27 protein-coding genes are annotated in these 26,980 nt (G+C 68.9%); 13 read left to right on the top strand and 14 right to left on the bottom strand.

Going from position 1 to position 26,980, the window contains the following annotated elements:
- Window positions 1-83: 83 nt before the first annotated feature.
- Both FZ938_RS12100 and FZ938_RS12095 read right to left on the bottom strand, forming a co-directional pair.
- Window positions 84-719 (bottom strand): LysE family translocator, encoded by a 636-nt coding sequence (locus tag FZ938_RS12100; protein WP_149198744.1) that lies wholly within the window; start codon window positions 717-719, stop codon window positions 84-86.
- A 145-nt stretch (window positions 720-864) separates the two neighbouring features.
- Window positions 865-2,889 carry a hypothetical protein gene (locus tag FZ938_RS12095; protein ID WP_246457325.1) on the bottom strand — a complete coding sequence of 675 codons (2,025 nt, stop codon included), beginning with the start codon at window positions 2,887-2,889 and terminating at the stop codon, window positions 865-867.
- A gap of 436 nt (window positions 2,890-3,325) precedes the next feature.
- Here FZ938_RS12095 and FZ938_RS12090 point away from each other — a divergent pair, with 436 nt between their 5' ends.
- Window positions 3,326-3,994, top strand: coding sequence for a DUF1194 domain-containing protein (locus FZ938_RS12090; RefSeq protein WP_246457324.1), 669 nt, complete (start codon window positions 3,326-3,328; stop codon window positions 3,992-3,994).
- A 27-nt stretch (window positions 3,995-4,021) separates the two neighbouring features.
- Here FZ938_RS12090 and FZ938_RS12085 read toward each other — a convergent pair whose 3' ends face one another.
- Complete coding sequence (locus tag FZ938_RS12085) at window positions 4,022-4,210, bottom strand: hypothetical protein (RefSeq protein WP_149198742.1); 189 nt, start codon at window positions 4,208-4,210, stop codon at window positions 4,022-4,024.
- A 250-nt stretch (window positions 4,211-4,460) separates the two neighbouring features.
- Between FZ938_RS12085 and FZ938_RS12080 the strand changes: the two genes are divergently transcribed.
- From FZ938_RS12080 to eat, 3 genes are all read left to right on the top strand, one after another.
- Window positions 4,461-5,852: an ethanolamine ammonia-lyase subunit EutB gene (locus tag FZ938_RS12080; RefSeq protein ID WP_149198741.1), complete on the top strand. Its 1,392-nt coding sequence runs from the start codon at window positions 4,461-4,463 to the stop codon at window positions 5,850-5,852.
- A complete protein-coding gene (gene eutC, locus FZ938_RS12075; RefSeq protein ID WP_149198740.1) occupies window positions 5,852-6,616 on the top strand; it encodes an ethanolamine ammonia-lyase subunit EutC in 765 nt (254 codons plus the stop codon). The genes FZ938_RS12080 and eutC overlap by 1 nt, the downstream gene beginning before the upstream one ends.
- Before the next feature lie 65 nt (window positions 6,617-6,681).
- Window positions 6,682-8,094, top strand: a complete 1,413-nt coding sequence (eat, locus tag FZ938_RS12070; RefSeq protein WP_149198739.1) for an ethanolamine permease — start codon at window positions 6,682-6,684, stop codon at window positions 8,092-8,094.
- 212 nt (window positions 8,095-8,306) lie between these two features.
- Here the strand turns inward: eat and FZ938_RS12065 are convergent, their stop codons facing one another.
- The 3 genes from FZ938_RS12065 to FZ938_RS12055 all read right to left on the bottom strand — a co-directional run bounded on the left by FZ938_RS12065 (window position 8,307) and on the right by FZ938_RS12055 (window position 12,869).
- Window positions 8,307-9,533 carry a polyhydroxyalkanoate depolymerase gene (locus tag FZ938_RS12065; protein WP_149198738.1) on the bottom strand — a complete coding sequence of 409 codons (1,227 nt, stop codon included), beginning with the start codon at window positions 9,531-9,533 and terminating at the stop codon, window positions 8,307-8,309.
- 253 nt (window positions 9,534-9,786) lie between these two features.
- Complete coding sequence (locus tag FZ938_RS12060) at window positions 9,787-10,596, bottom strand: endonuclease/exonuclease/phosphatase family protein (protein WP_149198737.1); 810 nt, start codon at window positions 10,594-10,596, stop codon at window positions 9,787-9,789.
- Complete coding sequence (locus FZ938_RS12055) at window positions 10,593-12,869, bottom strand: VTT domain-containing protein (protein WP_149198736.1); 2,277 nt, start codon at window positions 12,867-12,869, stop codon at window positions 10,593-10,595. The genes FZ938_RS12060 and FZ938_RS12055 overlap by 4 nt, the downstream gene beginning before the upstream one ends.
- Before the next feature lie 249 nt (window positions 12,870-13,118).
- Between FZ938_RS12055 and FZ938_RS12050 the strand changes: the two genes are divergently transcribed.
- Complete coding sequence (locus tag FZ938_RS12050; RefSeq protein WP_149198735.1) at window positions 13,119-13,496, top strand: NifB/NifX family molybdenum-iron cluster-binding protein; 378 nt, start codon at window positions 13,119-13,121, stop codon at window positions 13,494-13,496.
- A gap of 51 nt (window positions 13,497-13,547) precedes the next feature.
- Here FZ938_RS12050 and FZ938_RS12045 read toward each other — a convergent pair whose 3' ends face one another.
- The gene (locus FZ938_RS12045; RefSeq protein WP_149198734.1) at window positions 13,548-14,276 is read right to left on the bottom strand and encodes a sensor histidine kinase; all 729 of its coding nucleotides are present in this window, start codon (window positions 14,274-14,276) and stop codon (window positions 13,548-13,550) included.
- Window positions 14,277-14,497: 221 nt separating this feature from the next.
- Between FZ938_RS12045 and FZ938_RS12040 the strand changes: the two genes are divergently transcribed.
- Together FZ938_RS12040 and FZ938_RS12035 are read left to right on the top strand one after the other, a co-directional pair.
- On the top strand, window positions 14,498-15,544 hold the full coding sequence (locus FZ938_RS12040; protein ID WP_149198733.1) for an esterase-like activity of phytase family protein: 1,047 nt from the start codon (window positions 14,498-14,500) through the stop codon (window positions 15,542-15,544).
- Window positions 15,545-15,648: 104 nt separating this feature from the next.
- A complete protein-coding gene (locus FZ938_RS12035) occupies window positions 15,649-16,617 on the top strand; it encodes a DMT family transporter (protein ID WP_149198732.1) in 969 nt (322 codons plus the stop codon).
- A 6-nt stretch (window positions 16,618-16,623) separates the two neighbouring features.
- Here the strand turns inward: FZ938_RS12035 and FZ938_RS12030 are convergent, their stop codons facing one another.
- The 3 genes from FZ938_RS12030 to FZ938_RS12025 all read right to left on the bottom strand — a co-directional run bounded on the left by FZ938_RS12030 (window position 16,624) and on the right by FZ938_RS12025 (window position 18,979).
- Window positions 16,624-18,423, bottom strand: a complete 1,800-nt coding sequence (locus FZ938_RS12030; protein ID WP_149198731.1) for a sensor histidine kinase — start codon at window positions 18,421-18,423, stop codon at window positions 16,624-16,626.
- A gap of 140 nt (window positions 18,424-18,563) precedes the next feature.
- A complete protein-coding gene (locus tag FZ938_RS31375) occupies window positions 18,564-18,686 on the bottom strand; it encodes a hypothetical protein (RefSeq protein WP_281399533.1) in 123 nt (40 codons plus the stop codon).
- A gap of 113 nt (window positions 18,687-18,799) precedes the next feature.
- On the bottom strand, window positions 18,800-18,979 hold the full coding sequence (locus FZ938_RS12025; protein ID WP_174757102.1) for a DUF3553 domain-containing protein: 180 nt from the start codon (window positions 18,977-18,979) through the stop codon (window positions 18,800-18,802).
- Window positions 18,980-19,102: 123 nt separating this feature from the next.
- Between FZ938_RS12025 and FZ938_RS12020 the strand changes: the two genes are divergently transcribed.
- The gene (locus tag FZ938_RS12020; protein WP_149198729.1) at window positions 19,103-19,798 is read left to right on the top strand and encodes a histidine phosphotransferase family protein; all 696 of its coding nucleotides are present in this window, start codon (window positions 19,103-19,105) and stop codon (window positions 19,796-19,798) included.
- Window positions 19,799-19,825: 27 nt separating this feature from the next.
- Here the strand turns inward: FZ938_RS12020 and FZ938_RS30530 are convergent, their stop codons facing one another.
- The gene (locus FZ938_RS30530; RefSeq protein WP_174757062.1) at window positions 19,826-19,999 is read right to left on the bottom strand and encodes a hypothetical protein; all 174 of its coding nucleotides are present in this window, start codon (window positions 19,997-19,999) and stop codon (window positions 19,826-19,828) included.
- Between the two features lie 204 nt (window positions 20,000-20,203).
- Here FZ938_RS30530 and FZ938_RS12015 point away from each other — a divergent pair, with 204 nt between their 5' ends.
- The 5 genes from FZ938_RS12015 to FZ938_RS11995 all read left to right on the top strand — a co-directional run bounded on the left by FZ938_RS12015 (window position 20,204) and on the right by FZ938_RS11995 (window position 26,050).
- Window positions 20,204-23,011: a hybrid sensor histidine kinase/response regulator gene (locus tag FZ938_RS12015; protein WP_149198728.1), complete on the top strand. Its 2,808-nt coding sequence runs from the start codon at window positions 20,204-20,206 to the stop codon at window positions 23,009-23,011.
- Entirely contained in the window at window positions 23,008-23,508 is a 501-nt protein-coding gene (locus FZ938_RS12010) for a chemotaxis protein CheW (protein ID WP_098736194.1), read from the top strand. The genes FZ938_RS12015 and FZ938_RS12010 overlap by 4 nt, the downstream gene beginning before the upstream one ends.
- Before the next feature lie 87 nt (window positions 23,509-23,595).
- Window positions 23,596-23,961 (top strand): response regulator, encoded by a 366-nt coding sequence (locus tag FZ938_RS12005; RefSeq protein ID WP_045583532.1) that lies wholly within the window; start codon window positions 23,596-23,598, stop codon window positions 23,959-23,961.
- 89 nt (window positions 23,962-24,050) lie between these two features.
- Window positions 24,051-25,214, top strand: coding sequence for a protein-glutamate methylesterase/protein-glutamine glutaminase (locus FZ938_RS12000; protein ID WP_149198727.1), 1,164 nt, complete (start codon window positions 24,051-24,053; stop codon window positions 25,212-25,214).
- On the top strand, window positions 25,211-26,050 hold the full coding sequence (locus tag FZ938_RS11995) for a CheR family methyltransferase (RefSeq protein WP_149198726.1): 840 nt from the start codon (window positions 25,211-25,213) through the stop codon (window positions 26,048-26,050). The genes FZ938_RS12000 and FZ938_RS11995 overlap by 4 nt, the downstream gene beginning before the upstream one ends.
- 71 nt (window positions 26,051-26,121) lie before the next feature.
- On the opposite strand, the gene FZ938_RS11990 is transcribed toward FZ938_RS11995, so the two are convergent.
- The 3 genes from FZ938_RS11990 to FZ938_RS11980 form a co-directional block, all read right to left on the bottom strand.
- Entirely contained in the window at window positions 26,122-26,346 is a 225-nt protein-coding gene (locus FZ938_RS11990) for a hypothetical protein (protein ID WP_149198725.1), read from the bottom strand.
- Window positions 26,347-26,394: 48 nt separating this feature from the next.
- A complete protein-coding gene (locus FZ938_RS30525) occupies window positions 26,395-26,613 on the bottom strand; it encodes a hypothetical protein (protein WP_174757061.1) in 219 nt (72 codons plus the stop codon).
- A gap of 113 nt (window positions 26,614-26,726) precedes the next feature.
- Window positions 26,727-26,936 carry a cold-shock protein gene (locus FZ938_RS11980; protein ID WP_012977930.1) on the bottom strand — a complete coding sequence of 70 codons (210 nt, stop codon included), beginning with the start codon at window positions 26,934-26,936 and terminating at the stop codon, window positions 26,727-26,729.
- Window positions 26,937-26,980: the final 44 nt, after the last annotated feature.

Here is a 26,980-nt window from a genome sequence, read left to right as displayed (position 1 = left end):
GGGGCGTTTCCTCCCTAAACTATAGGGCCGCGCGATTGCGCGGCCCTTTTTCTTTTCGGGGATGGGAGGAAGGGGCGGGCGGGTCAGACCCGGCGGGCAAGCGCCAGCAAGCCACCGGCGCCAATCATCAGGCCGCCGGTCAGACGGTTCAGCGACTTGGCCGCCGACACGGTGGTCAGCTTCGCCGCCAGCCGGTCGCCGCCGGTGGCATAGGCCATGATCCAGCCGAACTCGATCACCACCATGGTGGCGACCAGCGCCATCAACTGCGGCGCCAGCGGGGCGGCGGCGTCGATGAACTGCGGGAACAGGGCGCCCATGAACACCAGCGCCTTCGGATTGCTGAAGGCGACCAGCGCGCCGCGCAGGAACAGGCGGACGGGCGTGCCCTCTCCCGATGCGGCGGCCGCGGCGCCACGCTCGCCGGGCTGTTCCACCGGCGCCAGCCATGCGGCGATGCCGAGCCAGGTGAGGTAGGCGACGCCGGCCCAGCGCACGATCTCGAAGGCCAGGACGGAGGTGGAGAGCAGGGCGCCCAGCCCGAAGGCCGACAGCGCCGCCATCACCGCCAGCGCCGCGCACATCCCGGCGCCTCCCCAGGCGGCACGCTTCGCGCCGAAGCGCAGGCCGAGGCTCATCGCCAGCAGCATGTTCGGCCCCGGCGTCGCCGAGATCACGAAGGCGGTGGCGAAGAAGAAGGCGAGCGTCTGCCACATCATGATTGGGGAGCCTCAAGAGCGGGGATACCGGGGGCGTGCAGCAATCTGCCGCACCACAGCAGCATGTGTCCGGCTCCGCCGCAAGCGGCTCCGGCGAAACACAGCCATGCTCGGCGGCGAGGATGGCCGGCCCGGGCGTTCCCGCTCAGGGCGCCGCCGCCCGCACCTGCCAGGCACGGAAGGCGAGGTTCGCCGAATCCTGGTCCGGCCGCTTGTAGGAGGCGAAGCGGCGGTCGCGAATGCGGCCCTGCGCCTCGCGCCATACCCCGTTCCAGTCGATGGCGCCGTCCGCCAGCAGCCGGTTTTCGATGATGCCCAGCAGGGCCTCGTTGACGGTCGACACGCCGATGTTCTGCGTCGCCAGCACCAGCGCGTCGGGCGCGCGTTCCAGCGTGGCGCGCAACCGCGTGTGCCCGCCGCAGGACCCCCAGAAGACCAGCGCCGTGGCCGGTGCGATCTCCGTCATGGTGGAGTCCTCGTGATAGCTGTGGCCGCGATGGATGACGATGGACGGGGTCAGCCCTTCGCGCGCCATCCAGTCCCAGGCGGCGGCACGGCCGGCATCGTGGGCGCCGGGCTCGTCGGCGACGATGACGATCCTGCGCCCGTGGCGGTCCGGGCTGACGGCGACGGTGAAGCCGGACTGGCTGTGGAGCGCCCAGCCCTGGGCACGATGCTGCCGCAGGAAGCCGCGGAAGGAGGCCCGCCCGTCGGGGTCGTCGTAGAAGGTCATCCGCTGGACGTTGATGCCGTTGCGGAACAGGCGCTGCCCGGTCAGGACGGGCAGGGCGGCCGGCGGATGGCGCTGGAGGAACCGTTCGGCCTCGAAAGCCGGGGTGGCCGGGCGGCCCGACAGGCGCATCGCATGCAGGCTGCCGGCAAGTCCGGCCATGGTCCGGGCCGGCGTCTCGCCGGTCCCCCGGGCCGGCGTCTCGCCGGTCCCCCGGGCCGGCGTCTCGCCGGTCCCCCGGGCCGGCGTCTCGCCGGTCCCGCCGGCCGGCGTCTCGCCGCTCCCGCGGTACCAGGCCGCCAGTTCGTCCTCCAGGGCGGCGCGGACGGCGCGGTTGTCCAGGTCCATGGCGTCGGCCAGCGCGCCGATCACCATGGCGGCGTCGGCTCCGGGCACCGGCGCGTCCTGGGCCGGCAGCAGAGCCCGCAGGCTCTCGCGCATCAACTCCCGCGCGGTGGCGGGATTGGTGCCGAACAGGCTGGCCGCCCGGCCGCCGCCGACCGTCGCCACGAAGAAGTCGGCCCACAGCGGCCGTGTCCGCTCGCCGCGCGCGAGGTCGAGAAGGCTCCGCCGCTCCTGCTTGAGCTGGATTTGCAGGATGTTGACCAGCCCGTCGAGCGAGGAGGTGTAGAGCTGCGGGCCGATCCGCGCGATCAGCCCGAGCAAATCCTCCGCCGACAGCGCCATGGCGATGCGGAAGCGGTCGGCCGGCGGATCGTCCACCATGTCGTCGAGCAGCGCGCCGATCTTCGGCGCCATCGCGGCCGGATCGCGCGCGAGCGAGGCGGCAAGCGCCTTCGACGCCTGGCTCTCCAGCGCCCGCAGCTCGGGCTTGCCCAGGCGTTTGCGCAGTTCGTGCCGCGTTTCGTAGAAGGGCAGCCCGGTGTCGAGCGCCCGCGACAGCAGTCCGAGGTCCAGTGCGAGGGCGACGATCGCCGCGCCGCCGGGACGGCCGATCATCTGGTCCGCGGCTCCGACCGCGTCGAAAGGCGCCAGCGCCGCCGCCCCGCGCAGGGCGGCCAGCGCCGCCTCGCCGGGGAACAGGCTGGAACAGCGGAAGGCGTCCGCCGGCGACCGGCGGGCCAGTTCGGCGAACGCCTCGTCCCCGCCGGACAGGGCATCGAGGACGGCCTGGCCCGCCGGTTCGTGATCGGCGCAGGTGCCGGGAGCGTCGGCGGGGCGCCCACCCGGTGCCTGTCCGGCCGGTGCCTGTCCAGTTGGAGTCTGTCCGGCCGGAGTTTGCCCGACCGGGACTTTCGGCTTTGGTGGAGCGGGTACGGTCAGCCCGGCGGACTGCAGCGGCGGGGGCAGGGTCTGGGCCGTCGCCATGACGGTCCAGCCGGCCGCCAGCGCCGCGCCGGTCAACCATGACAGCCGGCCAGCCCACCGGTGCGGAACCGGTGCGGCGGTATGGCCGGGGAGCGAGCGGGCAGGAGGCACGTCTGTGGCTGCTCGGAACATGGAATGGGAGGGGGACGGACGGCAAGGCGCTGCCTTACGGGCTACCCCTTAAGGAGTAAGCTACGCAGGCAATCGGCGTTTTGTCACCTCCCTATCGGTGCGAAGCCCCCGACCGCTGCGGTTTGCCGCCGGGCCCCAAGTCCGGCGGGCGGCGTGGAGTACCCCGCACTGGCCGTTCGCAACCGCCGGAATAGCCCGGCGGGGCATGGACAGAGAAGCTTCGCATACCAATCCTCAATCCTTCGTCCGGCGCGGCCCTTCTTCCGGCGTGGCAGCCAGGACACCGGTGGCGAGAAGGAGGGTGCGTATGCGTGCATACCGTCTCTTGGCCCATAGCCGTGCCTTCTTCCTCGCCTCGCTGCTTGTCGTCGCTCCTTTATGCTTGTGCTTATCCGCGGTTCCGGCAGCGGCGCAGATGCCGGTGGACCTGGAACTGATCCTGGCGGTGGACGTGTCCGGCAGTGTCGACCCGGACGAGGCGAAGCTGCAGCGCAACGGCTATGTCCAGGCCCTGCTGAACCCGAAGGTGCAGGCGGCGATCCGCGGCGGCCCCTTCGGCCGGGTCGCCGCCACCTATGTGGAATGGGCGGGCGAGAGCCATCAGCACGTCGTCGTCGCCTGGACCGAACTGAGCGATCCGGTCAGCGTCGAGCGTTTCGCCGCCATGGTGGCGGAGGCGCCGATGATGACGGAGCAATGGACCTCGATCAGCGCCGCCATCGACTATGCCGTTCCGCTGTTCGAGAACAACGGGTTCGAGGGCATGCGGCGGGTCATCGACATTTCCGGGGACGGCGAGAACAACCGCGGCCGCCCGGTGGAGGAGGCGCGCGACGCTGCGGTCGCCCGCGGCATCACCATCAACGGGCTGCCGATCCTGAACGACCGGCCCAACCCGTGGGGCGGCGCGGCGCCGAACGACCTGGAGGGCTATTACCGCGACCATGTCATCGGTGGCCCCGGCGCCTTCCTGGTGCCCGCCCGCGACTTCGACGCCTTCGCCGACGCGATTCTCAGCAAACTGCTGCTGGAGGTGTCGGGCGTCCAGCCGGTGGGGCGGGGGCGGGACCTCGCCGCCCGCTGAACGGGCCGTCCGGTTTCGATAAGGACCTCAGTTCACCGTCCGGTCGATGGCGCGGCCGGCCTTTTCCGCCGGACCCGGCGGGTCGATGGCGTCCTTCACGCGCTGGCCGGCGTTGTCGATGGACTCGCCGGCCCGTTCGGCCGGACCGTCCTTGTGGCAGGCGGCCACGGCGACCAGCGGCAGGACCAGGACGGCAGTGCGCAACAGCGTCAACATGACGGTCTCCTTCTTGTGGCGCGCGGCGTCCGCTGAGGGGCGGCGCGCTGCGGTGCGATAGGGAACGGCATGGCCGGGCCTTGGTTCGGCCGCCTAGCCGATTGCTCCGCTGACGCTTCCGCTTGTGCTTGGGAAGGCGCGGACGGGCTATCTCCCAACGCGGATCCCCGCATTTTGTGTTCTACGGTCAACTGCCATCCGCTTTGTCCGTGCCACTCTCGTCCCAGGATGAGACGGGCGGGAGGCCGGCATGGCTGGGTACCATCGCGATCTGGGGCGGCAGCGCCACCGTTTCGACGATCTGAAGGCGGTGATGGCCTGCGCCTCGCCGCGGCGGTCGGGGGACGAACTGGCGGGCATCGCCGCCGACAGCGACGAACGGCGGGTGGCGGCGCGCATGGTGCTGGCCGACCTGCCGCTGAAGATTTTCCTGACCGAGGCGCTGGTCCCCTACGAAACCGACGAGGTGACGCGCCTGATCATCGACCGCCATGATGCCGAGGCCTTCCGGCCGGTGGCGCACATGACGGTCGGACAGTTCCGCGACTGGCTGCTGTCCTATGACGCCGACACCGCGGCGCTGGCGGCGCTCGCCCCCGGCCTGACGCCGGAGATGGTGGCGGCGGTGTCCAAGCTGATGCGCAACCATGATCTGGTCTGCGTCGCCGCCAAATGTTCGGTCGTCACCCGCTTCCGCACCACGGTCGGGCTGCCGGGGCGGCTGTCGAGCCGGCTGCAGCCCAACCACCCGACCGACGACCCGACCGGCATCGCCGCCTCCACGCTCGACGGGCTGCTGTATGGCATCGGCGACGCGGTGATCGGCATCAACCCGGCGACCGACAATGTGCCGGCCTGCATCGCGCTGTTGGAGATGTTGGACGCCGTGCGCACCCGCTTCGACATCCCGGTGCAGTCCTGCGTGCTGGCCCATGTGACCACGACGATGCAGGCGATGGAGCGGGGCGCGCCGGTCGATCTGGTCTTCCAGTCCATCGCCGGCACCGAAAAGGCCAATACCGGCTTCGGCGTCACCCTGTCGCTGCTGGCCGAGGCGCAGGAGGCCGCGAAATCGCTGAAGCGCGGCACCATCGGCGACAATGTCATGTATTTCGAGACGGGGCAGGGGTCCGCCCTGTCGGCCGACGCCCATTTCGGCGTCGACCAGCAGACGGTGGAAACCCGCGCCTATGCCGTCGCCCGCGCCTTCGACCCGCTGCTGGTCAACACGGTGGTCGGCTTCATCGGCCCCGAGTATTTGTACGACGCCAAGCAGATCACCCGGGCCGGGCTGGAAGACCATTTCTGCGCCAAGCTGCTGGGCGTGCCGATGGGCTGCGACGTCTGCTACACCAACCATGCCGAGGCCGACCAGGACGACATGGACGTCCTGATGACGATGCTGGCGACCGCGGGCGTCAATTTCCTGATCGCGGTGCCCGGCGCCGACGACGTCATGCTGAATTACCAGAGCCTGTCCTATCACGACGTGCTCGGCTTGCGGCATCTGCTGAAACGCCCGCCGGCGCCGGAGTTCGAAGCGTGGCTGGACAAGGCCGGCTGGCTCGACGAGCAGCGCCGCCTGCCGCCCTGGCCCGACCAGAGCCTCGTCGTCTCCGCCCTGCTGGGGAGTGCGGCCTGATGAGCGACACCCAAAAGGATCCGTGGGCGCGCTTCCGCAGCGCCACCCGCGCCCGCATCGCGCTCGGCCGCAGCGGCGACGCCCTGCCGACCAAGGCGTTGCTGGAATTCCAGCTTGCCCATGCCCGTGCCCGCGACGCGGTGCACAGCGCCGTCGACTTCGACCGGCTGGCCGCCGACCTGTCGCCGCTTGAATGCTTGCGCGTCCACAGCGCCGCGCCTGATCGGCCGACCTATCTGCGCCGCCCCGACCTCGGCCGCCGGCTCGATCCGGCCAGTGCCGCCGGGCTGCCGGCGGGGGAGTGGGACCTGCTGTTCGTGATCGCCGACGGGCTGTCGGCCGCCGCGGTGCAGGTCAATGCCGCGCCGCTGGTCCATGCCTGCGTGGCGCGGCTGGGGCATCTGCGCATCGGGCCGGTGGTGCTGGCCGGACAGGCCCGCGTGGCGCTGGGCGACGAGGTGGCGTCGGCCATGGGCGCCCGGCTGGTGGCGCTGCTGGTGGGCGAGCGGCCCGGCCTGTCGGCCGCGGACTCGCTGGGGGTCTATCTGACCTGGGATCCCAAACCCGGCCGCGCCGATTCCGAACGCAACTGCATTTCCAACGTCCATGCCGGCGGCCTGTCGATCCAGACGGCCGCCGACAAGCTGTGCTGGCTCGCCACCGAGGCGGCGCGGCTGAAGCTGACGGGGGTCGCCCTGAAGGAGGACGCCCCGTCCCTTGCCGGTCCGGACAACGACAAAAAGCAACTGACCGACCGGTCGTGAGAGAGCGCCGCCATCGGCACCAATGCCGTGACTTTCAAAGCCTTTGAACAGGGGCAGGAGGCAACATGTCTGGGAACACGAAGCCTGAATTGAGCAAGAGCCTGAGCGGGCTCCATCTGTGGGGGATCGCCGTGGGGCTGGTCATCTCCGGCGAATATTTCGGCTGGAGCTACGGCTGGGCGGCGGCGGGGACGCTGGGCTTCCTCGTCACCACGATCCTGATCGCGGCGATGTACACCACCTTCATCTTCAGCTTCACCGAGCTGACCACCGCCATTCCCCATGCCGGCGGTCCCTTCGCCTACAGCTACCGCGCCTTCGGGCCGACCGGCGGCTTCGTCGCCGGCTTCGCCACGCTGATCGAGTTCGTCTTCGCGCCGCCGGCAATCGCGCTAGCCATCGGGGCCTATCTGAACGTGCAGTTTCCGGGGCTCGACCCGAAGACGGCGGCGGTCGGCGCCTACATCGTCTTCATGGGGCTGAACATCGCCGGCGTGTCGATCGCCGCCACCTTCGAGCTGTTCGTCACCATCCTGGCGATCATCGAGCTGGTGGTGTTCATGGGCGTCGTCTATCCCGGCTTCTCCTGGGCCAACTTCACCGCCAACGGCTGGGCCGGGTCGCCCAGCTTCAGCGCGGATGCCTTCGGCGGCATCTTCGCCGCGATCCCCTTCGCCATCTGGTTCTTCCTGGCGATCGAGGGCGCGGCGATGGCGGCGGAGGAGACCAGGGATCCCAAGCGCACGGTGCCGCGCGCCTATATCGGCGGCATCCTGACGCTGGTGGTCCTGGCCTTCGGCACCATGATTTTCGCCGGCGGCGTCGGCGACTGGAACGCGCTGTCGAACATCAACGACCCGCTGCCGCAGGCGATGAAGGCGGTGGTCGGTGAATCGAGCGGCTGGCTGCACATGCTGGTGTGGATCGGCCTGTTCGGGCTGATCGCCTCCTTCCACGGCATCATCATGGGCTATTCGCGCCAGATCTTCGCGCTGTCGCGCGCCGGTTTCCTGCCGCCGGTGCTGGCCCGCCTGCACCCGACCCGCAAGACCCCGCATTGGGCCATCCTGGCCGGCGGCGTGATCGGCATCGCCGCCATCTATTCCGACGAGCTGATCAAGATCGGCGGCCAGCCGCTGACCGCCAACATCGTCACCATGTCGGTGTTCGGCGCCATCGTCATGTACATCATGAGCATGGCGGCGCTGTTCCGCCTGCGCACCACCGAACCGGCGCTGGAACGGCCGTACCGCGCACCCTTCTATCCGGTGTTCCCGGCGATCTCGCTGGTGCTGGCGGTGCTGGCCCTTGTGACCATGGTCTATTACAACGCCCTGGTCTTCGGGCTGTTCGTGGCGCTGTTCGCGCTGGGCTACCTGTTCCACCTCGCCACCGCCGGCATGCGGGTGAAGGCCGGCGGCGCGTCGGGGCTGGGGCACATGGATGCGTTCACCGAGGCGCGGACGATGGTGGATTGAGCTTTCAACGCCGGAAGTTAGACCCCCACCTTAATCCTCCCCCGCTGGGCGGGGGAGGCGACCGGTGCTGATGTGGGAGAGGGCGGCAGTCCCTCCCCCGCCCAGCTCTCGCACAAAGCTTCGCTTTGTGCTGACGCGGCAGGCGGACCGTAGGTCCGCTGAGAGCGGGGGAGGTTAGGTGGGGGGCTGACTCCGCAAGGAACAGTTCGCCCTCACTCGCTGTCGTGGCTTTGGATGAAGCTGCGGATTTCCGGCAGGATCGCTTCGCGCCAGCGGCGACCGTTGAAGATGCCGTAATGGCCGACACCCTTCTGGAAATGCGTCTTGCGCATCTCGTCCGGCAACGACGAGCACAGGCGTTGCGCCGCGATGGTCTGGCCGGGGGCGGAGATGTCGTCCAGCTCGCCTTCCACCGTCATCACCGCCGTCTTGCGGACCGCCGCCGGCTCCACCTTGCGGCCGCGCGACACCATGGTGCCTTCGGGCAGGGCGTGCTTCTGGAAAACCGTCTCGATGGTCTGCAGGTAGAACTCCGCCGACAGGTCCATCACCGACAGATATTCGTCGTAGAAGCGGCGATGCTGCTCGGCCGAATCGCCGTCGCCGCGGACGAGGTGGCGGAACAGGCCGACATGCTCGTTGATGTGGCGGTCGAGGTTCATCGACATGAAGCCCGACAGCTGGATGAAGCCCGGATAGACGCGGCGGAAGGCGCCCGGATAATAGACCGGGACCGTGGTGATCACGCTGCGCTCGAACCACTTCAGCGGGCGTTCCATCGCCAGCTTGACCGGAACCGTCGGGTTGGCCATCGGGTCGATCGGGCCGCCCATCAGGGTCATGCTGCGCGCCTGCACCGGCTCGTCCGCCGCCGCCATCAGCGACACCGCCGCCATCACCGGCACCGCCGGCTGGCACACCGCGATGACGTGGGTGTTCGGCCCGAGGAAGCGGATCAGCTCCGCCACCGTGTCGATGTAGTCGTCCAGGTCGAAGCGCCCGGCCGATATCGGCACCAGCCGCACATCGATCCAGTCCGTGATGTAGACGTCATGGTCGCGAATCAGCGCTTCAACGGTGCCGCGCAACAGCGTGGCGTGGTGGCCCGACATCGGGGCGACCAGCAGCACCTTGGGCTGGCGCGGCGTGCCTTCCGGCTTGGCGAAGTTCAGCAGCTTGCAGAAGGGGGACTGCCAGACGAAACGCTCGGTAACCGGCACCGTCTGCCCATCGACCACCGTCTCCGCCAGACCGAATGCCGGCTTGCCGAAGCGTCGGGTCGTCCGCTCCATCAGCTCGGCCCCGGCGGCGACCGCCCGGCCAAGCTTGGTGTAGGACAATGGCATCAGCGGGTTCTGGAAGGTGTGCTGGGCAGCCTCGGCCCAGAAACGCATCGGCCGCATGGCGGCGTGTTGCATGTCGTACAGATGGTACAGCAAATCAGATCCTCACGTCACGGCTGCCCCCGGTCGGCCAGGGTCGGTTATACCTTCGATCAGCTTATTGATCGTATTACCAACCATATCCTTCGTCAGGGGTCGCGTATAGGTCAAGAGCTTCTTCGCATTTGCAAAGCTCTGTTGTTAAAAGAACATTGCGCTGCACAAAAAATTATCAACCGCAACAATCCCGCTATGCCCAAGGCGCGCGACTCCGTTGGTCATACTGACGTTCTGGAATGACCGCTGACGATCAGGGGACGGCGAGCACCGCGCGGACCGGCAGATGGTCCGATGCCCGACGGGTGAGGATGGTTCGGACCACCTCGAAAGCGGGGATTTGCAGGCCTCCTGTCACATAGATGCGGTCGAGCCGCAGGGTCGGCATGCGGGCGTGGAAGCTGCGCGGATTGGCGACGTCGGCGAAGGAATCGGCCAACTGGCGCAACCGGGGGGAGCTGGGCGTCCATTCGTTCAGGTCGCCCATGAACAGGGTGGGCAGCTCCGGGCGGCTCTCCACCCGCGACACTATGTCACCAACCTGTTTGGCGCGCTCCCAGGGGTCGAGGCCGAGATGGGCGACGATCACCCGGACGGGGCGGCCCTGCACCTCCACCACCGCGTCGATGGCGCCGCGCGGCTCGCGCTTGCCGACGGACAGGTCCATCGACTCCATCGACCGCACCGGCAGGCGGGTCAGCAGGCAGTTGCCGTAATGGGCGCGCTCGCTGTGCTTGGTCGGGCCGGCATAGGCCTTCAGCCCGGTGCTGCGTTCCAGGAAGGCGAACTGATCCATCCCCGATTCGCCGCGATGGTGCCAGCCGACCTCCTGCAGGCCGATCAGGTCGACGTCGAGATCGCGGATCACCTGGGCGATGCGGTCGGGGGCGAATCGGGCGTCGAGCCCGACGCAGCTGTGGATGTTCCAGGTGGCGACGCTGAGCGCCGCCATGCCGTCGGGAACGGGGTTGCTGCGGCGGTCGGCACGGCGGGGACGGCGGGCGCGGGCGGCGCGCAACGCGGCGGCGATGCGCTGGACACGGTCACGGCTGAAACGGATCACGGTTCCAAATTCCTTCCCTTTGGCCTTTCGTCTGACCTGTCGTCTTGCCGGCGGTCCGCCGTGCTCTTCCGTCCGGAGCGGCCGAGAAGGCGGCTGGTCACCCAGCCGAGCCCGATCGCCACCGCCGCCATCCCCACCAGCAGCGCCATGTCGCCGGCCCCGGGGTTGGTGATGGTGCGCTCAAGCTGGTGCCCGAGCAGATTGAAGGCAAGGATGCCGGGCGCAAGACCGACCATGGTGCCGATCACATAGTCGCCGAAGCGCAGCTTCGACGCGCCGGCGGCGAGGTTCACCACCGTATAGGGCGCGACCGGCACGGCGCGCACGCCGGCCACCGCGGCGATGCCGCTGTCGGCCAGCTTCTCGTTGATGCGGGCGATCAGCGGGCCGCCGTGGCGGTCCAGCAGGTCGCGTCCCGCCATCCGCCCGGTCCAGAACATCGCCACCGCCGAGGCGACCGCCCCGGCCATCGCGGTGGGAAAGCCCCACCACGGCCCCATGACGATGGCGGTGGCGGCGATCATCACGGTCAGCGGGAACATGACGTAGCCGCCGGCGACATAGGCCAGCATCAGCCACAGCGGCGCCAGCGGGCTCTCGCCAAGGCTGTGGAAGACGGTCAGCACGGCGTCCAGCGTCGCCCATTCCCGCAGTGCCGTGTAGCGCCACATGCCCCACAGCCCCAGCAGGGCCAGGACGCCGGCCATCATCAGCCAGTGGCGGGTGCGCGGGATGCGCGACGGCAGCACCCGGCGGACGATGTCCACCGCGCCGACCGGATGTTCGGGATCGAAGACGCGGGCGTCGGCGACGGCGGCGGCCAGCCCGTCGGGTTCGGGGTCGTGCAGCGGTTCCAGCGTCCGGCCGATCGGCTTGCGCAGCGACTCGATGGCTGCGGTGAGCGACCCCAGCCGCCGGTGCGCCGCCGCGACCGCCGCCGCCGTGGACCCCAGATGCTCGGCGATCAGGTCGTCGCGGGTGTGCCGGATGGCGCGGCGGGTGTCCGCATGCTCCGGCCCCGGCCCGGCCTCCAGCGCCAGGTCGCACTCGGTGTCGAGACCCATGGAGCGGTTGTTGAGGTTGGCCGAGCCGATGCGCAGCAGCCGGTCGTCCACCACCATCACCTTGGCATGGACGGTGATGCAGGCGCCGTTGTCGGTCAGGGCGGCGAACAGGCGGAAGCGGCCATGGCGGTCGGCCTCGCGCAGTTCGCGGGTCAGCCGGGCGCGGGCGCCCAGCATGACGGTGTTCTCCAGCCAGCTGGTGGTGCGCACCGGGTTGACGACGATCACCTCCGGCCCGTCCGGTTCCGCCAGCCGCGCCTTCAGCGCCTCGGCCACCGCGGTGGAGGCGAAATACTGGCTTTCCAGATAGATGACCTCGCGCGCCTGGGCGATGGCCTCCAGATAAAGCGACTCCACCTCGCGCACCGCTTCGCGCCCGTTGCAGGCGGGGTCGGTGCGGGCGATGCCGACGCGCACGCCGCGCAGCATCGGCTCGAAGCCGGGCGGCCAGGGGTCGGCGGCCAGCGGGTGGCGCCGCGGCGGCCGGCCGGGCGAGGCGGCGGGCGGCCTCAGCGTCTCGCCGGTGGCGCGCGCCCAACGCTCGCGGAACATCTCCCCCAGCGCGCGGGCGGCGTCGCCGTCCACCGCCATCATCACGTCGTGGAACGGCTCGTAGGGCTTGCCGTCGGGCTGGCGCCGGCGCGGGTCGTGCCCGTGATGGGCGCGCGTGTCCCAGCGGTTGGCGGTGATGTCCAGCCCGCCGCAGAAGGCGACCTGATCGTCGATCACCAGCATCTTCTGATGATGACAGGCGCCGGTCGGATGGTCGCTGTCCAGACGGTATTGCAGGCGCCGGTGGGTCAGCCAGTTGCGCAGCATGAAGGGGTGCGACCAGCGGGCGAGGTCGAACAGCTCGGCATAGTCCCATTTCAGCACATGGATGTGCAGGTCGGGCCGCGTCGTCGCCAGCCAGTTCAGCAGCGTGCCCAGCCGGTCGGGCCGGCGCGGGCGGCGGGTCTGCGGCATCAGCCGGATGCGGGCGTCGAAATCCCAGGCGGTCATGTAGATGCTGCGCCGGGCGCGCCGCATGGCCGCCTTGGCCAGCGCGAAATAATCCTCCGCATCGACGATGACGCCCAGCCTCGCCGTGTCCTCCACCCGCCAGCAGGTCCGCCCCGGCTCCAGGATCGGCCGCAGTGCGCCGATGGCCCCGATGGGGTCGGGCGGCGATCCGGCTGACGGGATTGGCTGGGGCGAATGGGCGTACATGGGGTCCGATCGGCTGCGTGTCCTGGGTCATAACATGTGGGAAGGCCTTTCCTTCCCCGCCCTTCGCCATTTGGTGAAAGCCGGTGGGAATTGCAGCCACCCGAACCGCGCCGCCGGTCGAAAAATCCGCCGGAGGACCGGCATTTCAGGGCGGCAAGGCCGCCGATTGACCTCGCTCAGTGCGGGCGGGGATCTGGCGTGGCAGGACTGCGCCGTCGCCGGGCACCACCTTCGAGGGGACCGCAGAGCATGAAGATCGCCGTCGGCACCAAGGATTTCGCCACCATCGCCACCCATGGCGGCCGCACCCGCCGCTTCCTCGTCTATGAGGCCGAGGCCGGTACCGACCCGGTCGAGACCGGGCGGATCGAACTGGGTGAGGAGGAGGTGCTGCACCTCTGCGGCGACGGCCGGCCCCACCCGATCGACGCGGTGCGGGTGGTCATCACCGGTTCGTCCGGCGCCGGATTCGTCGCCCACTTGAAACGCCGCGGCATTGAACCGGTGACGACGACGGAGACCGACCCGGTGCGGGCCATCCGCGGCTGGCTCGCCGGCACGCTGGAGCCGGCGCCGGAACCCGCCCACCCGCACGAGCATGATGATGGTGAGGGACACCGGCACTGAGGGGGGCGGGAGGATTTCCCTCTCCCGGGGCGGGAGAGGGAGATTTAAGGATCACACCGGAAAGCTGACGCTGGCGGTGGTGCCGGCGGCGTCGCTGTCGGTGGACAGTGTGTCGCCGAGCTGGCCGGCCAGCGCCTCGGCCAGCATCATCCCGTCTTCCGACGTGGTGTCGAAGCCGGCAGGCAGCGCGCGGCCGTTGTCCTCCACCGTCAGGCGGGCACGGCCGCTGTCGCCCTGCTGGCGCACGGTGATGCGGATCCAGCCGTCGTCGGGGAAGGCATGGTGCAGGCAGTTCGTCACCAGCTCCGCGATGATGAGGCCGAGCGGCATCGCCTCGTACAGGCCGATCTGGATCGGGTCGGAATTGACGGTCACCGGCACGCGCGACAGGGCGCCCGGCGTGCCTTCCCGCACCGCCTCGCACAGCGCGGTGACGTAGCGGCCGAGGTCGACATGGGTGCCGGCGCCGCTCTCGTGCAGCTGACGGTAGAGGATCGCCAATGCCTCGATGCGGACCATGGTCTGCTCGTAGGCGGCGCGGGCGTCGGGGTCGCGGATGCGGCCGGCCTGCAGCTTCAGCAGGCTGATGACCAGCTGCAGGCTGTTCTTGGCGCGGTGCTGCAGTTCCCGCAGCTCCGCTTCCAACTCCTGGATGCGCGCCGCCAGCCGGTCGGCCAAGGGCATACCGCCGGACACGCCACCCGACGCGCCGGACGCGACGCCGTCGCCGGTCTGGTCCGGAGGAGAATAGGCGGTCTGCGACCGCGGAAGCATCGGCATGGGAACGGGCTCGGCTCGGTCGTCATGGATAGGCATCGTCGAAAACATTCGTCAATCTAAGCGCTTGTCCCGCCGACCCCACCGGTTCTGAGGGAGTAATCCGCCGCGCCTAGCCGGTATGATGGATGTGCCGTAACGGTCGCGCCTCAGGTGGCCGTATGCACGAAATAATCCTCAAAAGAAAGATTGTGTCTGTCGATTGCACTGACAAGAGTCGCGCGATGACGATACGACAGACAGTGGTATGGAGCCTGCTGCTGGTGGCCCTGTCCGGCGGCTGTGCCGCCGTGGTCGGTGCCGGCGGAGGGGAGCCCGAATCGGTCAAGGCCGCCGCCGTTCCGCTCGACCGCGGGCGGCCGGGCAAGCTGGCGGTCGGGCCGCTGCGCTTCCTGGGCGGGCTGGACATCGCCGGGGGCGACCGGGTCGGCGGGCTGTCCGGCCTGTGGGTGGACCCGGCCGGCGACCGCCTCGTCGCCATCGGCGACACCGGGCTGGTGGTCGATGGCCGGCTGCAAACCGATGCCGGGGGGCGGCTGACCGGCCTTTCGGAGGTCCACGCCCGTCCGCTGACGGTGGAGGAGGGAATCTCCCGCAGCAAGCGCCGCACCGATGCGGAGGATCTGACGCGGCTGCCCGACGGCGGCTGGCTGGTCTCGCTGGAGCGCGACCACCGAATCCTGCGTTATAAGGGCGGCGACCGCGGGCCGGAGGGTACGCCGACGCCGATTCCACTGCCGCCGGGCATGGACAGCGCGCCGGAGAATGGCGGGCTGGAGGCGCTGACCCGCCTTCCCGACGGACGGCTGCTCGCCATGGAGGAGGGGAAGGACGACGGCCGCCGGGAACGCCGCGCCTGGATCACCAAATTGGGGATCACCAAGCTAGGAGTTACGGGAGACGGGGTTCCGCGCAGTGCCGCCGACTGGCAGCCCTTCACCTATCTTGCCGCGCCGCGCTACCGCCCGACCGCCGTCGCCCCGCTGCCGGACGGCGGCGTTCTTGTGCTGGAACGCTGGGTGTCGCTGCTGGGCGGATGGTCGTCGCGGCTGGTCCGCGTGGCGCCGCGGCAGCTGACCGCCGGCGCGGTGGTGGAGGGGGAGGAGCTTGGGCGGCTGGAGCCGCCGCTGGTGAACGACAATTTCGAAGGCATCGCCACCCGGCCGGGGCCGGCGGGGGAAACGCTGGTTTATCTGATTTCCGACAACAATTTCAGCTCGCTCCAGCGCACCTACCTGCTGCTGTTCGCCCTGCACGCCCCGTCCTCGTGACCCGGCTTTCCGACCAAAGTCGGACGGGAGCGGCGAGGCTCGGCATTTGACAGGGCGGCGGCCCTGCGGCTAGCTGGCGTGAAATGGTTGCAGGGAAAACAATCATGGCAGCGAGCGATAAGGTGGGGGCCGCTCCGACTCCGACTCCGAATCTGGCCCCGGCTCCGCACCCGGCCATTCCCGGCGCCGGGCGTGCGGCGCTGCTGACCCTGCTGGCGATGCTGGCCTTCGCCGCGAACTCCATCCTGTGCCGGCTGGCGCTGACCCAGACCGACATTGACCCGGCCGGCTTCACCCTGGTGCGCATCGTGTCCGGGGCCGCCAGCCTGTGGCTGATCGCCCGTGCCACCGGCCATGCGAAAGCGGGTGCCGGCAGCTGGCGCGGGGCGGCGGCGCTGCTGGCCTATGCCGCCGCCTTCTCCTTCGCCTATCTGACCATGACGGCGGGGACCGGGGCGCTGCTGCTGTTCGGAGCGGTGCAGGCGACCATGATCCTGGTCGGGCTCTATCGCGGCGAAAAGCTGGTGCCGCTGCAATGGGGCGGGTTGGCGCTGGCGCTCGGCGGGCTGGCGCTGCTGCTGGCGCCCGGCCTGTCGACGCCGGACCCGCTGGGGGCGCTGCTGATGATGGCGGCCGGAGCGGCCTGGGGCGTCTATTCCCTGCTGGGGCGCACCAGCCGCGATCCCATCGCCACCACCGCCGGCAACTTCCTGCGCGCCGCGCCGATGGCGGCGGTCCTGGCCCTGCTGGCGGCGCTGGCCGGTCCGCTGTCCGGCGGCCCACTGTTCGGCGCGCCGATGGGAGGTGGCGTGCGCTGGGACCAGGGAGGGTTGGTCTATGCGGTGCTGTCGGGGGCGCTGGCGTCGGGCGTCGGCTATTCCATCTGGTATGCGGCGCTGCCCGCCCTGACCGCCGCCCGCGCCGCCTCGGTCCAGCTGAGTGTCCCGGTCATCACCGCGCTGGCCGCGGTGCTGGCGCTGGGCGAGCGGATCACGCCGGTTCTGGCGCTGTCGTCGGTCGCCGTGCTGGGAGGCATCGCCCTGGTCATCGTCGGTCGGGCGCGGCGGGCCTGAAGGCTCTCACGCCGGGGCGGCCTGCACCCGTTCCAAGGCAGGATGGTCGTCGTGACAGGTGCGCAGCCGCGACTGCGGGAACAGCACGGTGGCGGTGGTGCCGCGCCCCAGCACGCTGGACAGCACGAAGCGGCCGTCCTGCAACTCCACCAGCGACTTGACCAGCGGCAGCCCCAGCCCCGTCCCGGCATAGCGGCGGGTGTGGGAGTTGTCGACCTGATGGAAGGGCTCCATCACCTGTTCCAGCTCAACGGCGGGGATGCCGATGCCGGTGTCGCTGACCCGCAGGCGCAGGCTGCGCGCCGCCCTGTCGGCCTCCACCGCGATCCGCCCGCCCGGCGGGGTGAACTTCACCGCGTTGGACAGCAGGTTCAGCAGAATCTGCCGCACCGCGCGGGCGTCGGCATGGAGGATGGGCAGGGAGACGGGCAGCGCCGCCGTCAGGGTCACGCCCTTTTCCACCGCCAGCGGCTCCATCTGGCGCAGGCATTCGCCGATCAGCTCGCCGACTGCCAGATCCTCCTGGTGCAGCACATATTTGCCCGATTCGATCTTGGTGGTGTCGAGGATGTCGTTGATCAGGCTCAGCAGATGCTGGCCGGATCGGCGGATGTCGCCGACATATTCGGTCTGCTTGCCCGACATCGCGCCGAAGATGCCGCTTTCCAGCGCCTCGGCGAAGCCGATCACCGCATTCAGCGGCGTGCGCAGCTCGTGGCTCATGTTGGCCAGGAACTGGGTCTTCGCCCGGTTGGCGGCGTCGGAGACCTGCTTGGCGGCGATCAGCTCCGCCTCGATCCTGTGGCGGGCGGCGATGTCCTGGATCAGCCTCTGCTGGCTGACGCGCAGCGCCTGCTCGCTGTTCTGGAGGTCGGCGATGGCCCGTTCCCGCCGCTCCGCCTCGCGCAGCAGGGCCAGCGTCATCGCCGCCAGAACCAGCGTCCCGGCGAGGTCGGCCGCCGCCAGCGTCATCGCCTTCGACCACCAGGGGGCCAGCACCGCGTCCTGCGACGAAGACACCGTCACCACCAGCGGCATCTCGGCGGAGGCGCGGTGGCTGAGGATGCGGCGCGGTCCGTCGACGGTGCCGTCCAGCATTGCGGTCCCCGCCCGCGCCTTCTTCAGCAGGTCGGTGAACAGCGGCAGGAATTGGGCAGAGCGGCCGATGAAGCCGTCATGGTCGGGGAAGCGGGCGATCACCGTCCCGTCGGCGTGATAGAGCGTCACCACGGCGTCGCCGGCCAGGGGAAGCGACTGGTAGAAGCCGCGGAAGGCCATCGGCTCCAGCACGGCGACCACCACGCCGGCGAAATGGCCGTCGCTTGAGTCCAGCTGCCGGCTCATGCTGAAGAACCATGTGCCGGAGGTCCGGCCGCGCACAGGATTGCCGACGAAAATCCCGCCGTCGGGAACCAGCCGGTCGCGATGGGCCATCAGGTAATCGCGGTCCGACAGGTCGACGTTCGCCGGCTCCAGCGTTTCGGTGTCGTGGATCAGCCGGCCGTCGGCGGACACCACCAGGATGGCGCGGACCAGCGGCGACAATGCGGCCTGACGGCGCAGAAGGGCATGGATGTCGGCATCGCCGCGGCTCCAGCTGTCGGTCCTGACGGCCAGCACCTCCACGGCGCCGGCGAGGATCTTCGACACGCCGGACAGGGAGTCGCTCGCCTGGCGTTCCAGCACCAGCGCCATCGACGCGGTGTCCTCCCGCGCCCGGGCGATGGTCTGGTCACGCTGGTGCAGCAGGTCGTAACCGACCATGGCGTTCAGGCCAAGGATCAGCGCCACACCGAATGCGCCCATTCCCCCTTTGAGACGCGAGATCAAGCAATGCCCCGCCGTGTCCGGTCATGGATCGACCGATCCTACACCGTGCGCCGGGCAGCCGGAAGTCGCCTTTTCGTGGAACGGGGCGGCGTGATTTTCGCCTGCGCGATTTCCTCCTAGAGGCGGACGGACGTGCTGGAATAACGCTCCGCGGTCGAATGGCCGAAGGAATTCAGCACGGCAGCCGTGCCCAGCGCGATCACCGCCGCGGCGGCGAAGCCGAGGATCATTGCCTTCATGTGGTCTCTCCCAAACAGGCGTCCGAAATCATTCGCATAAAAGCAAAGCTGCCGGTGCCGCGCAATCCGCGCTTTCCCGGAGTGCGGAGCCCCAAACCCTCGAATGCCGGGCCTCAGATCGCGTCCGGATCGACCACCGTCAGCGAGATGACGTCCGAATCGATCAGTACCTTGCCCGCATGCTCGAAATTCACCGTGATGCGGTTGCGGATGGCCGACTGCACCTGTCCCAGCCCCCAGTCGGGCCGGTCCGGGTGGCGCACCCAGGCGCCGGGCACCAGCGAATCGTCCATGTCGCGTCCCATCCATGCCGCTATTCTACATAGGAAATGCGACCGCCTGTGCGGCGGCGCCCGGAGAGTATAGAGTCTCCGGCACCGCGCCGTCGCCGTTCCTTTTTTCCCGGAGTCCGCCCTGTGACCGAAACGTCCTCCCGCCCCGTCAGCGTCGACATCCGCGTGCTGGAACTGCTGGCGTCGAAGCTCTGCCACGATCTGGTCAGCCCGGTCGGCGCCATCCGCAACGGCCTGGAACTGATCGAGGAGATGCAGGAGGAAGAGGAAGGCGGCCCGGCCGGCGGCGGTTCCATCGGCGGCTTCCTGGGCGAGGCGGTGAAGCTGATCGACCATTCCTCCGGTCAGGCCGACCGCCGGCTGCGGGTGTTCCGGCTGGCCTATGGAGTCGCCGGGCGCGACCAGAAGGGATTCGGCGACGCCCGCGCCGCCGCCGCCGGCTATGTCGAGGGTGGGCGCACCCGGCTCGACTGGCCGGAGCGGGTGCCTCACGACATGACCGCCCAGCGCCGCGGCGTGGTGAAGCTGGTGCTGAATCTGGTGATGCTGGCGGACGAGGCGCTGACCCATGGCGGGCTGGTCTCCGTCGCCGCCGACGGCGACGAGACCGCCGGCCGCATCACCGTGACCGCCGCCGGCCGGCCGGGCACGCTCAACCCGGAGGCCGCGGCGGCGCTGGCCGGCACGGCGGGGGCCGATGCGCTGACCCCGCGCACCATCCACGCCTATCTCGCCGGCCGGCTGGCCGAGAGCGACGGCTTCCGCATCGCAGTCGCCACCGAAAGCAGCGAGCGGCTGGTCTTCACCGCGGAATGGTGAGGCTCTTCGCCGCTCTTACGGCAGTCATCACAGCTGTTTGAAGATCCGCGGCTCCAGCACGACCTGCTCCACCCCGCCGGTGGTCTGGTGGGACGTGGTGCGCAGCGTGACCGCCAGATTGTGGCGCGCGGCCTCCGCCAGCGCGGCGTTGAGGCGTTCCACGGCTTCGCGCACGGATTGGGCGAGTTCGGCGTCGGTCATCGATCCTCCCTGTGACAATGAAACCCCGATCCTACCGGTGGAAGCTCCGGGAGGACTCCCTATCGGAAGAGGTAAGGTTCTCTTAATCAGTGTTTGACAGGCTCCCACCCTACCTGGACTGGAGCGCAACCGGCGGTCGGCAAAGCCGCCCGTTCGAGCCGCAGGCCGGCGCGGACCATAAACATTGGGCCTGGGGAATGCGACATGGATGATCTGCTGTCCGAATTTCTGACGGAAACCAACGAAAACCTCTCGGTGCTCGACGTCGAGTTGGTCCGGTTGGAGCAGAACCCCAACAATCCGGAACTGCTGTCGAACATCTTCCGGCTCGTTCACACCATCAAGGGCACTTGCGGCTTCCTCGGCCTGCCCCGCCTGGAGAAGGTGGCGCACGCGTCCGAGAACGTGCTGGGCAAGTTCCGCGACGGCGAACTGACGATCAACCCGGAAGCGGTGTCGCTGATCCTGCAGGCTCTGGACACCATCAAGAGCCTGCTGGCGGTCCTGGAAGCGACCGAGGCGGAACCGCCGGGCGACGACCTGCCGCTGATCGAGCGGCTGAACCTGTGCGCCGAAGGCAAGCTGGGCGGTCCCGCCCCGGCCGCCGCCGCGCCGCCCCCGCCGCCGCCGCCGACCGCCCCCGCGGTCGCCGCGTCGGAGTCCCGTCCGGTGACCCTGGACGAGCTGGAGGCGCTGTGGAACTCCACCCCCGGCCCGAACGACATTCCCGCCCCGGCCGCCGCTCCCGCCGCCGGCACGGCGGTCGCCACCCGCGCGCCCGAGCCGGTTGAGGAGCCGGCCCCGTCGCAGGACCTCGTCGTGCCCGACGCCGAGCCGGCGGCCGCCAAGATGCCGGCCCCGGTCGCCCCGATGGCGAACGCCGGCGGTTCGGGCGGCGGTTCGGCCGGCGGCGGTGCCGCCGATGCGGGCGCCGAGGCCGCGACCAAGGAATCGGCGGTCGCCGCGCAGACCATCCGCGTCAACGTCGACCTGCTCGAAAACCTGATGACCATGGTGTCGGAGCTGGTGCTGACCCGCAACCAGCTGCTGCAGATCCTGCGGTCGCAGAAGGAGAGCGAGTTCGCCGCCCCGCTGCAGCGCCTGAACCATGTGACGTCGGAGCTGCAGGAAGGCGTCATGAAGACGCGCATGCAGCCCATCGGCAACGCCTGGGCCAAGCTGCCGCGTCTGGTGCGCGATCTGGCGCACGAACTGAACAAGAAGATCGACCTCCAGATGCTCGGCGCCGACACCGAGCTGGACCGCCAGGTGCTGGAGCTGATCAAGGACCCGCTGACCCACATGGTGCGCAACAGCGCCGACCATGGCCTGGAGATCCCGGCGGAGCGCCTGAAGTCCGGCAAGTCGGAGACCGGCCGCATCACGCTGAACGCCTATCACGAAGGCGGCCACATCATCATCGAGATCCAGGACGACGGTAAGGGCCTTGCCATCGACCGGATCAAGCAGAAGGCGATCCAGAACGGGATGGCGTCGGAAGGCGAGCTGGCCTCGATGACCGACCAGCAGATCATCCAGTTCATCATGAAGCCGGGCTTCTCCACCGCCGCCAAGGTCACCAACGTGTCGGGCCGCGGCGTCGGCATGGACGTGGTGAAGACCAACATCGAGAAGATCGGCGGCACGATCGAGATCAAGTCGGTCCAGGGCAAGGGCTCGACCTTCGTCATCAAGATCCCGCTGACGCTGGCCATCGTCTCGGCCCTGATCGTGGAATGCGCCGGCGAACGCTTCGCCATCCCGCAGATCAGCGTGGTCGAGCTGGTGCGCGCCGCGTCCGACAGCGAGCACACCATCGAACGGCTGAAGGGCACGCCGGTGCTGCGCCTGCGCAACCGCCTGCTGCCGCTGGTGTCGCTGCAGCAGCTGCTGCGGCTGGACGACAGCGAGGGCGCCGCCAAGACGGAGGACGAGACCTTCATCGTCGTCACCCAGGTCGGCACCTACACCTTCGGCATCATGGTCGACCGCGTGTTCGACACCGAGGAAATCGTGGTGAAGCCGGTGGCGCCGATCCTGCGCCACATCGAGATGTTCTCGGGCAACACGATCCTGGGCGACGGCTCGGTCATCATGATCCTGGACCCCAACGGCATCGCGTCGGCCACCGGCGAGATGGCGATGGGCGAGGCCGCGGGCAAGGAGACCACCGCGGTCCAGACCCAGCGCCAGGAGGACAAGATGGCGCTCCTGCTGTTCCGCGCCGGCGAGGGCGCGCCCAAGGCGGTGCCGCTGTCGCTGGTCGCCCGCCTGGAGGACGTCGATCTCGCCACGGTCGAGCTGTCGAACGGCCTGCCGGTGGTCCAGTACCGCGGCAAGCTGATGCCTCTGGTGCCGATCAACCCGAACTTCGTCATCGCCAACGAAGGCCGCCAGCCGGTCCTGGTCTTCGCCGACGGCGACCGCTCGATGGGCCTGATCGTCGACGAGATCGTCGACATCGTCGAGGAGAAGCTGAACGTCCAGCTGGCCGCGGAGCGTCCCGGCCTGATGGGTTCGGCCATCATCGCCGGCAAGGCGACCGAGGTGATCGACGCCGGCTTCTTCCTGACCCAGGCCTACAAGGACTGGTTCGGCTCCTCCACCCAGGAGGGGTTCGAGGAGGAGAAGCTGCAGCGCGTGCTGCTGGTGGACGACAGCCCGTTCTTCCGCAACCTGCTGACGCCGCTGCTGTCCGTCGCCGGTTACGACGTGACGGCGGTGGAGAATGCCGGCGACGCGCTGGCTCTCTGCGAGGCGGGCGAGGACTTCGACGTCATCGTCTCCGACATCGAGATGCCGGGCATGAGCGGCTTCGACTTCGCCGAGGCGGTGCGCCACGGCAGCCGCTGGCATCGTGTGCCGATGGTGGCGCTGTCCAGCCATGCCAGTGCCCGCGACCTCGACCGCGGCCGGATCGCCGGTTTCAACGACTATGTCGCCAAGTTCGACCGTGACGCGCTGCTCTTCGCGCTGCAGCAGACGCTGACCGAACAGAAAGGTGCCGCATGAGCAACGCCAAGCTGCCGTCCACCGTCCGGAAGTCCAGGGGCGACGACATCGTCGTATCCGGCAACCAGGACTTTGTGACCATGACGATCGCCGACCAGATGTTCGGCATCCCGGTCCTTCAGGTGCAGGACGTGCTGGGCCATCAGCGGATCACCCGCATCCCGCTGGCCCCGCCGGAGGTCGCCGGATCGCTGAACCTGCGCGGCCGCATCGTCACCGCCATCGACGTCCGCCTGCGGCTCGGCCTGACCGGCCGGCCGAAGGACAAGCCGGGCATGTCGATCGTCGTCGACCTGCGCGGCGAGCTGTACAGCCTGATGGTCGATTCGGTCGGCGAGGTGCTGAGCCTGACCAAGGAGGACTTCGAACGCAACCCGGCGACGCTGGATCCGCGCTGGCGGGAGGTCTCGACCGGAATTTATAGGCTGAACGGCCAGTTGATGGTTGTGCTGGACGTGCCCCGTCTGCTCAACTTCACAACCATCGAGACGGCCTGACGGCTCGCGGCGCTCTTCAGCGATGGAGGGCGCCGGTCCTGCCGGCCGGCTATTGCCGACGAACAGATGACCTGAGGCCCTGCCGCAATGAAATCCTGCCTGGTGGTCGATGACAGCCGCGTTGTCCGCAAGGTCGCGCGCAAGATCCTGGAAGAGCTGAACTTCGCCTGCAGCGAGGCGGAGGACGGCAAGCAGGCGATGGAAGCCTGCGCGGCGCAGATGCCCGACGCCATCCTGCTGGACTGGAACATGCCGGTGATGACCGGGATCGAGTTCCTGCGCCGGCTGCGCAAGATGAGCGGGGGGGAGCAGCCCAAGGTGGTGTTCTGCACGACCGAGAACGACCTCGCCCACATCCAGGAGGCGCTGTCCGCCGGGGCCAACGAGTACATCATGAAGCCCTTCGACAGCGACATCATCCAGACCAAGTTCGCGCAGGTCGGCCTTCTCTGAGCCTGGCCGCATTCCAGGCCCGGGTGCCAGGAGAAGCCGCCCGGGAAAAGCCGCGTTGAACATGTCGAGTTGAAAGGCGAATCGCCGTTATGTCGGACAGTTTTGGCAGAGGCCCCCTCACCACCGCGCGACCGGCCAACCCGGATCCCGTCCGGGTCATGGTGGTGGACGACTCCGCCGTCATCCGTGGCCTGCTGACCCGCGCGCTGGAAGGGGACCCGGACATCCGCGTCGTCACCTCCGTCGGCGACGGACAGATGGCGGTCAATTCGCTGCAGCGCAATTCCATCGATGTCATCGTGCTGGACATCGAGATGCCGGTGATGGACGGGCTGACCGCCATCCCGAAGCTGCTGGCGGTGGCGCCGCAGGTGAAGATCATCATGGCCTCCACGCTGACGCTGCGCGGAGCCGACGTTTCGATGCGCTGCCTGTCGGCCGGTGCCGCCGATTACATCCCGAAGCCGACCTCCACCCGCGAGATCGGCGGGGCGGAGGACTTCAAGCGCGAGCTGGTCGCCAAGGTCAAGGCGCTGGGCGCCGCCGCCCGGCGTGCCGGGTCGCGAAGCCGCGGCGAGATCCGCCCGCTGACCCCGGCGGCTCCGGTCGGGCTGCTGAAGCGCGAGATCGGGCCGATCACCACCCGTCCGGCCCCGGCCGGCATCGCGGTGAAGCCGGACGTGATCGCCATCGGCAGCTCCACCGGCGGCCCGCAGGCCCTGTTCGAGGTGCTGTCGCACCTGAAGACCGGCGTCAGCCAGCCGATCCTGATCACCCAGCACATGCCGGCGACCTTCACGACCATCCTGGCCGAGCACATCAGCCGCCAGTGCGGGATCGACGCGCGCGAGGCCAAGGACGGCGAACCGGTCGTGCAGAACCGCTGCTATATCGCGCCCGGCGACTTCCACATGCTGGTGGCGCAGCGCGGCGGGGCCAACGTGATCACGCTGAGCAAGGATCCGCCCGAGAATTTCTGCCGCCCGGCGGTCGATCCGATGATGCGGTCGATCCTGAAGGCCTTCGGCGGACGCAAGATCCTGGCCTGCATCCTGACCGGCATGGGGCAGGACGGGCTGAAGGGCTGCACCGACGTGGTCAACGGCGGCGGCACCCTGATCGCCCAGGACGAGGCGTCGAGCGTGGTCTGGGGCATGCCCGGTGCCGTGGCGCAAGCCGGCATCTGCAACGCCATCCTGCCGCTCAAGGAAATCGGTCCCCACATCCGCAAGCTCGCTTCGAGGGCAGCATGAGAGTCGAAGATTTCGACATGTTCTCCACGCTGCTCAAGCAGCGTTCCGGCCTGGTCCTCACCCGCGACAAGGCATACCTGCTCGAATCCCGGCTGATGCCGGTGGCGCGCAAGTGGAACATGAAGGGGCTGGAGGAGCTGGCGACCACCGTCCGCACCCGCAAGGACGAGGCGCTGCTGCGCGACATCACGGAAGCGATGACGACCAACGAGTCGTCCTTCTTCCGCGACCAGAAGCCCTTCGACCAGTTCCGCCAGCTGGTGCTGCCGAAGCTGATGGAGGCGCGGGCGGCCAAGCGCAGTCTGCGCATCTGGTCGGCCGCCTGTTCGTCGGGGCAGGAAGCCTATTCGCTGTCGATGATCCTGAACGACGAGGCGGCGAAGCTGGCCGGCTGGCGCATCGAGATCGTCGGCACCGACATCTCGGCGGAAATGGTGGAGCGGGCGAAGTCCGGCATCTACACCCAGTTCGAGGTGCAGCGCGGCCTGCCGATCACCATGCTGGTGAAGCATTTCAAGCAGAACGGCGACAAGTGGCAGATCAGCCAGCAGCTGCGCCAGATGGTGTCGTTCCGCGAATGGAACCTGCTGGGCGACCTGTCGGCGCTGGGCCAGTTCGACATCGTCTTCTGCCGCAACGTGCTGATCTATTTCGACCAGCCGACGAAGGCGAAGGTGCTGGAGTCGATTTCCCGCCAGATGCCGCAGGACGGCGTTCTGTATCTGGGCGGGGCGGAAACGGTGCTGGGCATCACCGACAAGTTCAAGCCGGTCGAAGGCCAGCGCGGCCTCTACAGCATGGGCGGCTTCTCCGCCGCCGGCGCCAAGGTGGCGTGAGACTCTCTGCAGGAGCGACGGGGGCGGGAGAGCCGCCCCCACCCGGACGAAAAATGTAAGGCGAAACGGCGTCAGGCCGACGGCGTGATCGACTTGATCGGGCCGCGCGGGTTGCCGGACATTTCCGCGATCTTGCGGTCCTGCTGCTCGATGAAGGTGCGGATGGAGTTCTCGCGGTCGAACTGGTCGATGTCGGCGGTCGGCACCTTGCGGTTCGAGGTGCGCGCACCGTCCTGGTAGATCACATCGAAGAGCGCGAAGGCGTTGTCGACGGGCTGTTTCTTTTGACGGGCCATGGCCTGTCCTCCGTATGGTCGCGGTCGGCCGCGCTTGCGGTCGGCCGGTCAGGCATTGTTGGTATCGATCTTGGTATCGGTGTCGGTCGGGACGGCGTCATCCTGCGCGTCCGCATCGTCCTGCCCACTCTGTTCGCCGTCGGTCTGATTGCCGGCACGGCGGGCGGCGACCTCTTCCTCGCGACGCTGAAGCTTTTCCTGCTTCCTCTGTTCCTTGGCCCGGTTGCGCTCGGCCCGCTGCTGGTTGTAATTCGGTTTGAAAGCCATAGCGGTTCTCCTCTGGGCAGAGCCCTGCGTCTGGGCAACAGGGACTTGTGCAACACGGAAAAAGGGCACCGGTTTCCCGATGCCCCTTTTTCCGCAGGTCGGCGGTCAGGCGGTCAGACCGCCTTCAGATTTTCCGCCGAGGTCTTGCCACGCTTCGGATCGCGCTGCTCCTCGTAGGAAATCTTCTGGCCATCGACCAGGCTGCGCAGCCCGGCGCGTTCGACAGCGGAGATGTGAACGAACACATCCGGGCCGCCGCTTTCCGGCTGAATGAAACCAAAGCCCTTGGTGCTGTTGAACCATTTGACGGTGCCGACGGGCATGTCTGTCTCCCATAACGCGAAGGGCGCCGCACCACCGGTGCGGC

The sequence above is a fragment of the Azospirillum oryzae genome, from assembly GCF_008364795.1.
In the GTDB taxonomy this organism is placed as follows: domain Bacteria; phylum Pseudomonadota; class Alphaproteobacteria; order Azospirillales; family Azospirillaceae; genus Azospirillum; species Azospirillum oryzae.
This window is presented reverse-complemented; position numbering and strand designations above follow the sequence as displayed.

Excerpts from the sequence above, each read along its gene's own strand:
- FZ938_RS12100 (WP_149198744.1), bottom strand. The coding sequence starts at position 719 with ATGATGTGGCAGACGCTCGCCTTCTTCTTCGCCACCGCCTTCGTGATC.
- FZ938_RS12090 (WP_246457324.1), top strand. The coding sequence starts at position 3,326 with ATGCCGGTGGACCTGGAACTGATCCTGGCGGTGGACGTGTCCGGCAGT.
- FZ938_RS12085 (WP_149198742.1), bottom strand. The coding sequence starts at position 4,210 with ATGTTGACGCTGTTGCGCACTGCCGTCCTGGTCCTGCCGCTGGTCGCC.
- FZ938_RS12080 (WP_149198741.1), top strand. The coding sequence starts at position 4,461 with ATGGCTGGGTACCATCGCGATCTGGGGCGGCAGCGCCACCGTTTCGAC.
- eutC (WP_149198740.1), top strand. The coding sequence starts at position 5,852 with ATGAGCGACACCCAAAAGGATCCGTGGGCGCGCTTCCGCAGCGCCACC.
- eat (WP_149198739.1), top strand. The coding sequence starts at position 6,682 with ATGTCTGGGAACACGAAGCCTGAATTGAGCAAGAGCCTGAGCGGGCTC.
- FZ938_RS12055 (WP_149198736.1), bottom strand. The coding sequence starts at position 12,869 with ATGTACGCCCATTCGCCCCAGCCAATCCCGTCAGCCGGATCGCCGCCC.
- FZ938_RS12050 (WP_149198735.1), top strand. The coding sequence starts at position 13,119 with ATGAAGATCGCCGTCGGCACCAAGGATTTCGCCACCATCGCCACCCAT.
- FZ938_RS12045 (WP_149198734.1), bottom strand. The coding sequence starts at position 14,276 with ATGCCGATGCTTCCGCGGTCGCAGACCGCCTATTCTCCTCCGGACCAG.
- FZ938_RS12040 (WP_149198733.1), top strand. The coding sequence starts at position 14,498 with ATGACGATACGACAGACAGTGGTATGGAGCCTGCTGCTGGTGGCCCTG.
- FZ938_RS12035 (WP_149198732.1), top strand. The coding sequence starts at position 15,649 with ATGGCAGCGAGCGATAAGGTGGGGGCCGCTCCGACTCCGACTCCGAAT.
- FZ938_RS12030 (WP_149198731.1), bottom strand. The coding sequence starts at position 18,423 with ATGGGCGCATTCGGTGTGGCGCTGATCCTTGGCCTGAACGCCATGGTC.
- FZ938_RS31375 (WP_281399533.1), bottom strand. The coding sequence starts at position 18,686 with ATGAAGGCAATGATCCTCGGCTTCGCCGCCGCGGCGGTGATCGCGCTG.
- FZ938_RS12025 (WP_174757102.1), bottom strand. The coding sequence starts at position 18,979 with ATGGACGATTCGCTGGTGCCCGGCGCCTGGGTGCGCCACCCGGACCGG.
- FZ938_RS30530 (WP_174757062.1), bottom strand. The coding sequence starts at position 19,999 with ATGACCGACGCCGAACTCGCCCAATCCGTGCGCGAAGCCGTGGAACGC.
- FZ938_RS12015 (WP_149198728.1), top strand. The coding sequence starts at position 20,204 with ATGGATGATCTGCTGTCCGAATTTCTGACGGAAACCAACGAAAACCTC.
- FZ938_RS12010 (WP_098736194.1), top strand. The coding sequence starts at position 23,008 with ATGAGCAACGCCAAGCTGCCGTCCACCGTCCGGAAGTCCAGGGGCGAC.
- FZ938_RS12005 (WP_045583532.1), top strand. The coding sequence starts at position 23,596 with ATGAAATCCTGCCTGGTGGTCGATGACAGCCGCGTTGTCCGCAAGGTC.
- FZ938_RS12000 (WP_149198727.1), top strand. The coding sequence starts at position 24,051 with ATGTCGGACAGTTTTGGCAGAGGCCCCCTCACCACCGCGCGACCGGCC.
- FZ938_RS11995 (WP_149198726.1), top strand. The coding sequence starts at position 25,211 with ATGAGAGTCGAAGATTTCGACATGTTCTCCACGCTGCTCAAGCAGCGT.
- FZ938_RS11990 (WP_149198725.1), bottom strand. The coding sequence starts at position 26,346 with ATGGCCCGTCAAAAGAAACAGCCCGTCGACAACGCCTTCGCGCTCTTC.
- FZ938_RS30525 (WP_174757061.1), bottom strand. The coding sequence starts at position 26,613 with ATGGCTTTCAAACCGAATTACAACCAGCAGCGGGCCGAGCGCAACCGG.
- FZ938_RS11980 (WP_012977930.1), bottom strand. The coding sequence starts at position 26,936 with ATGCCCGTCGGCACCGTCAAATGGTTCAACAGCACCAAGGGCTTTGGT.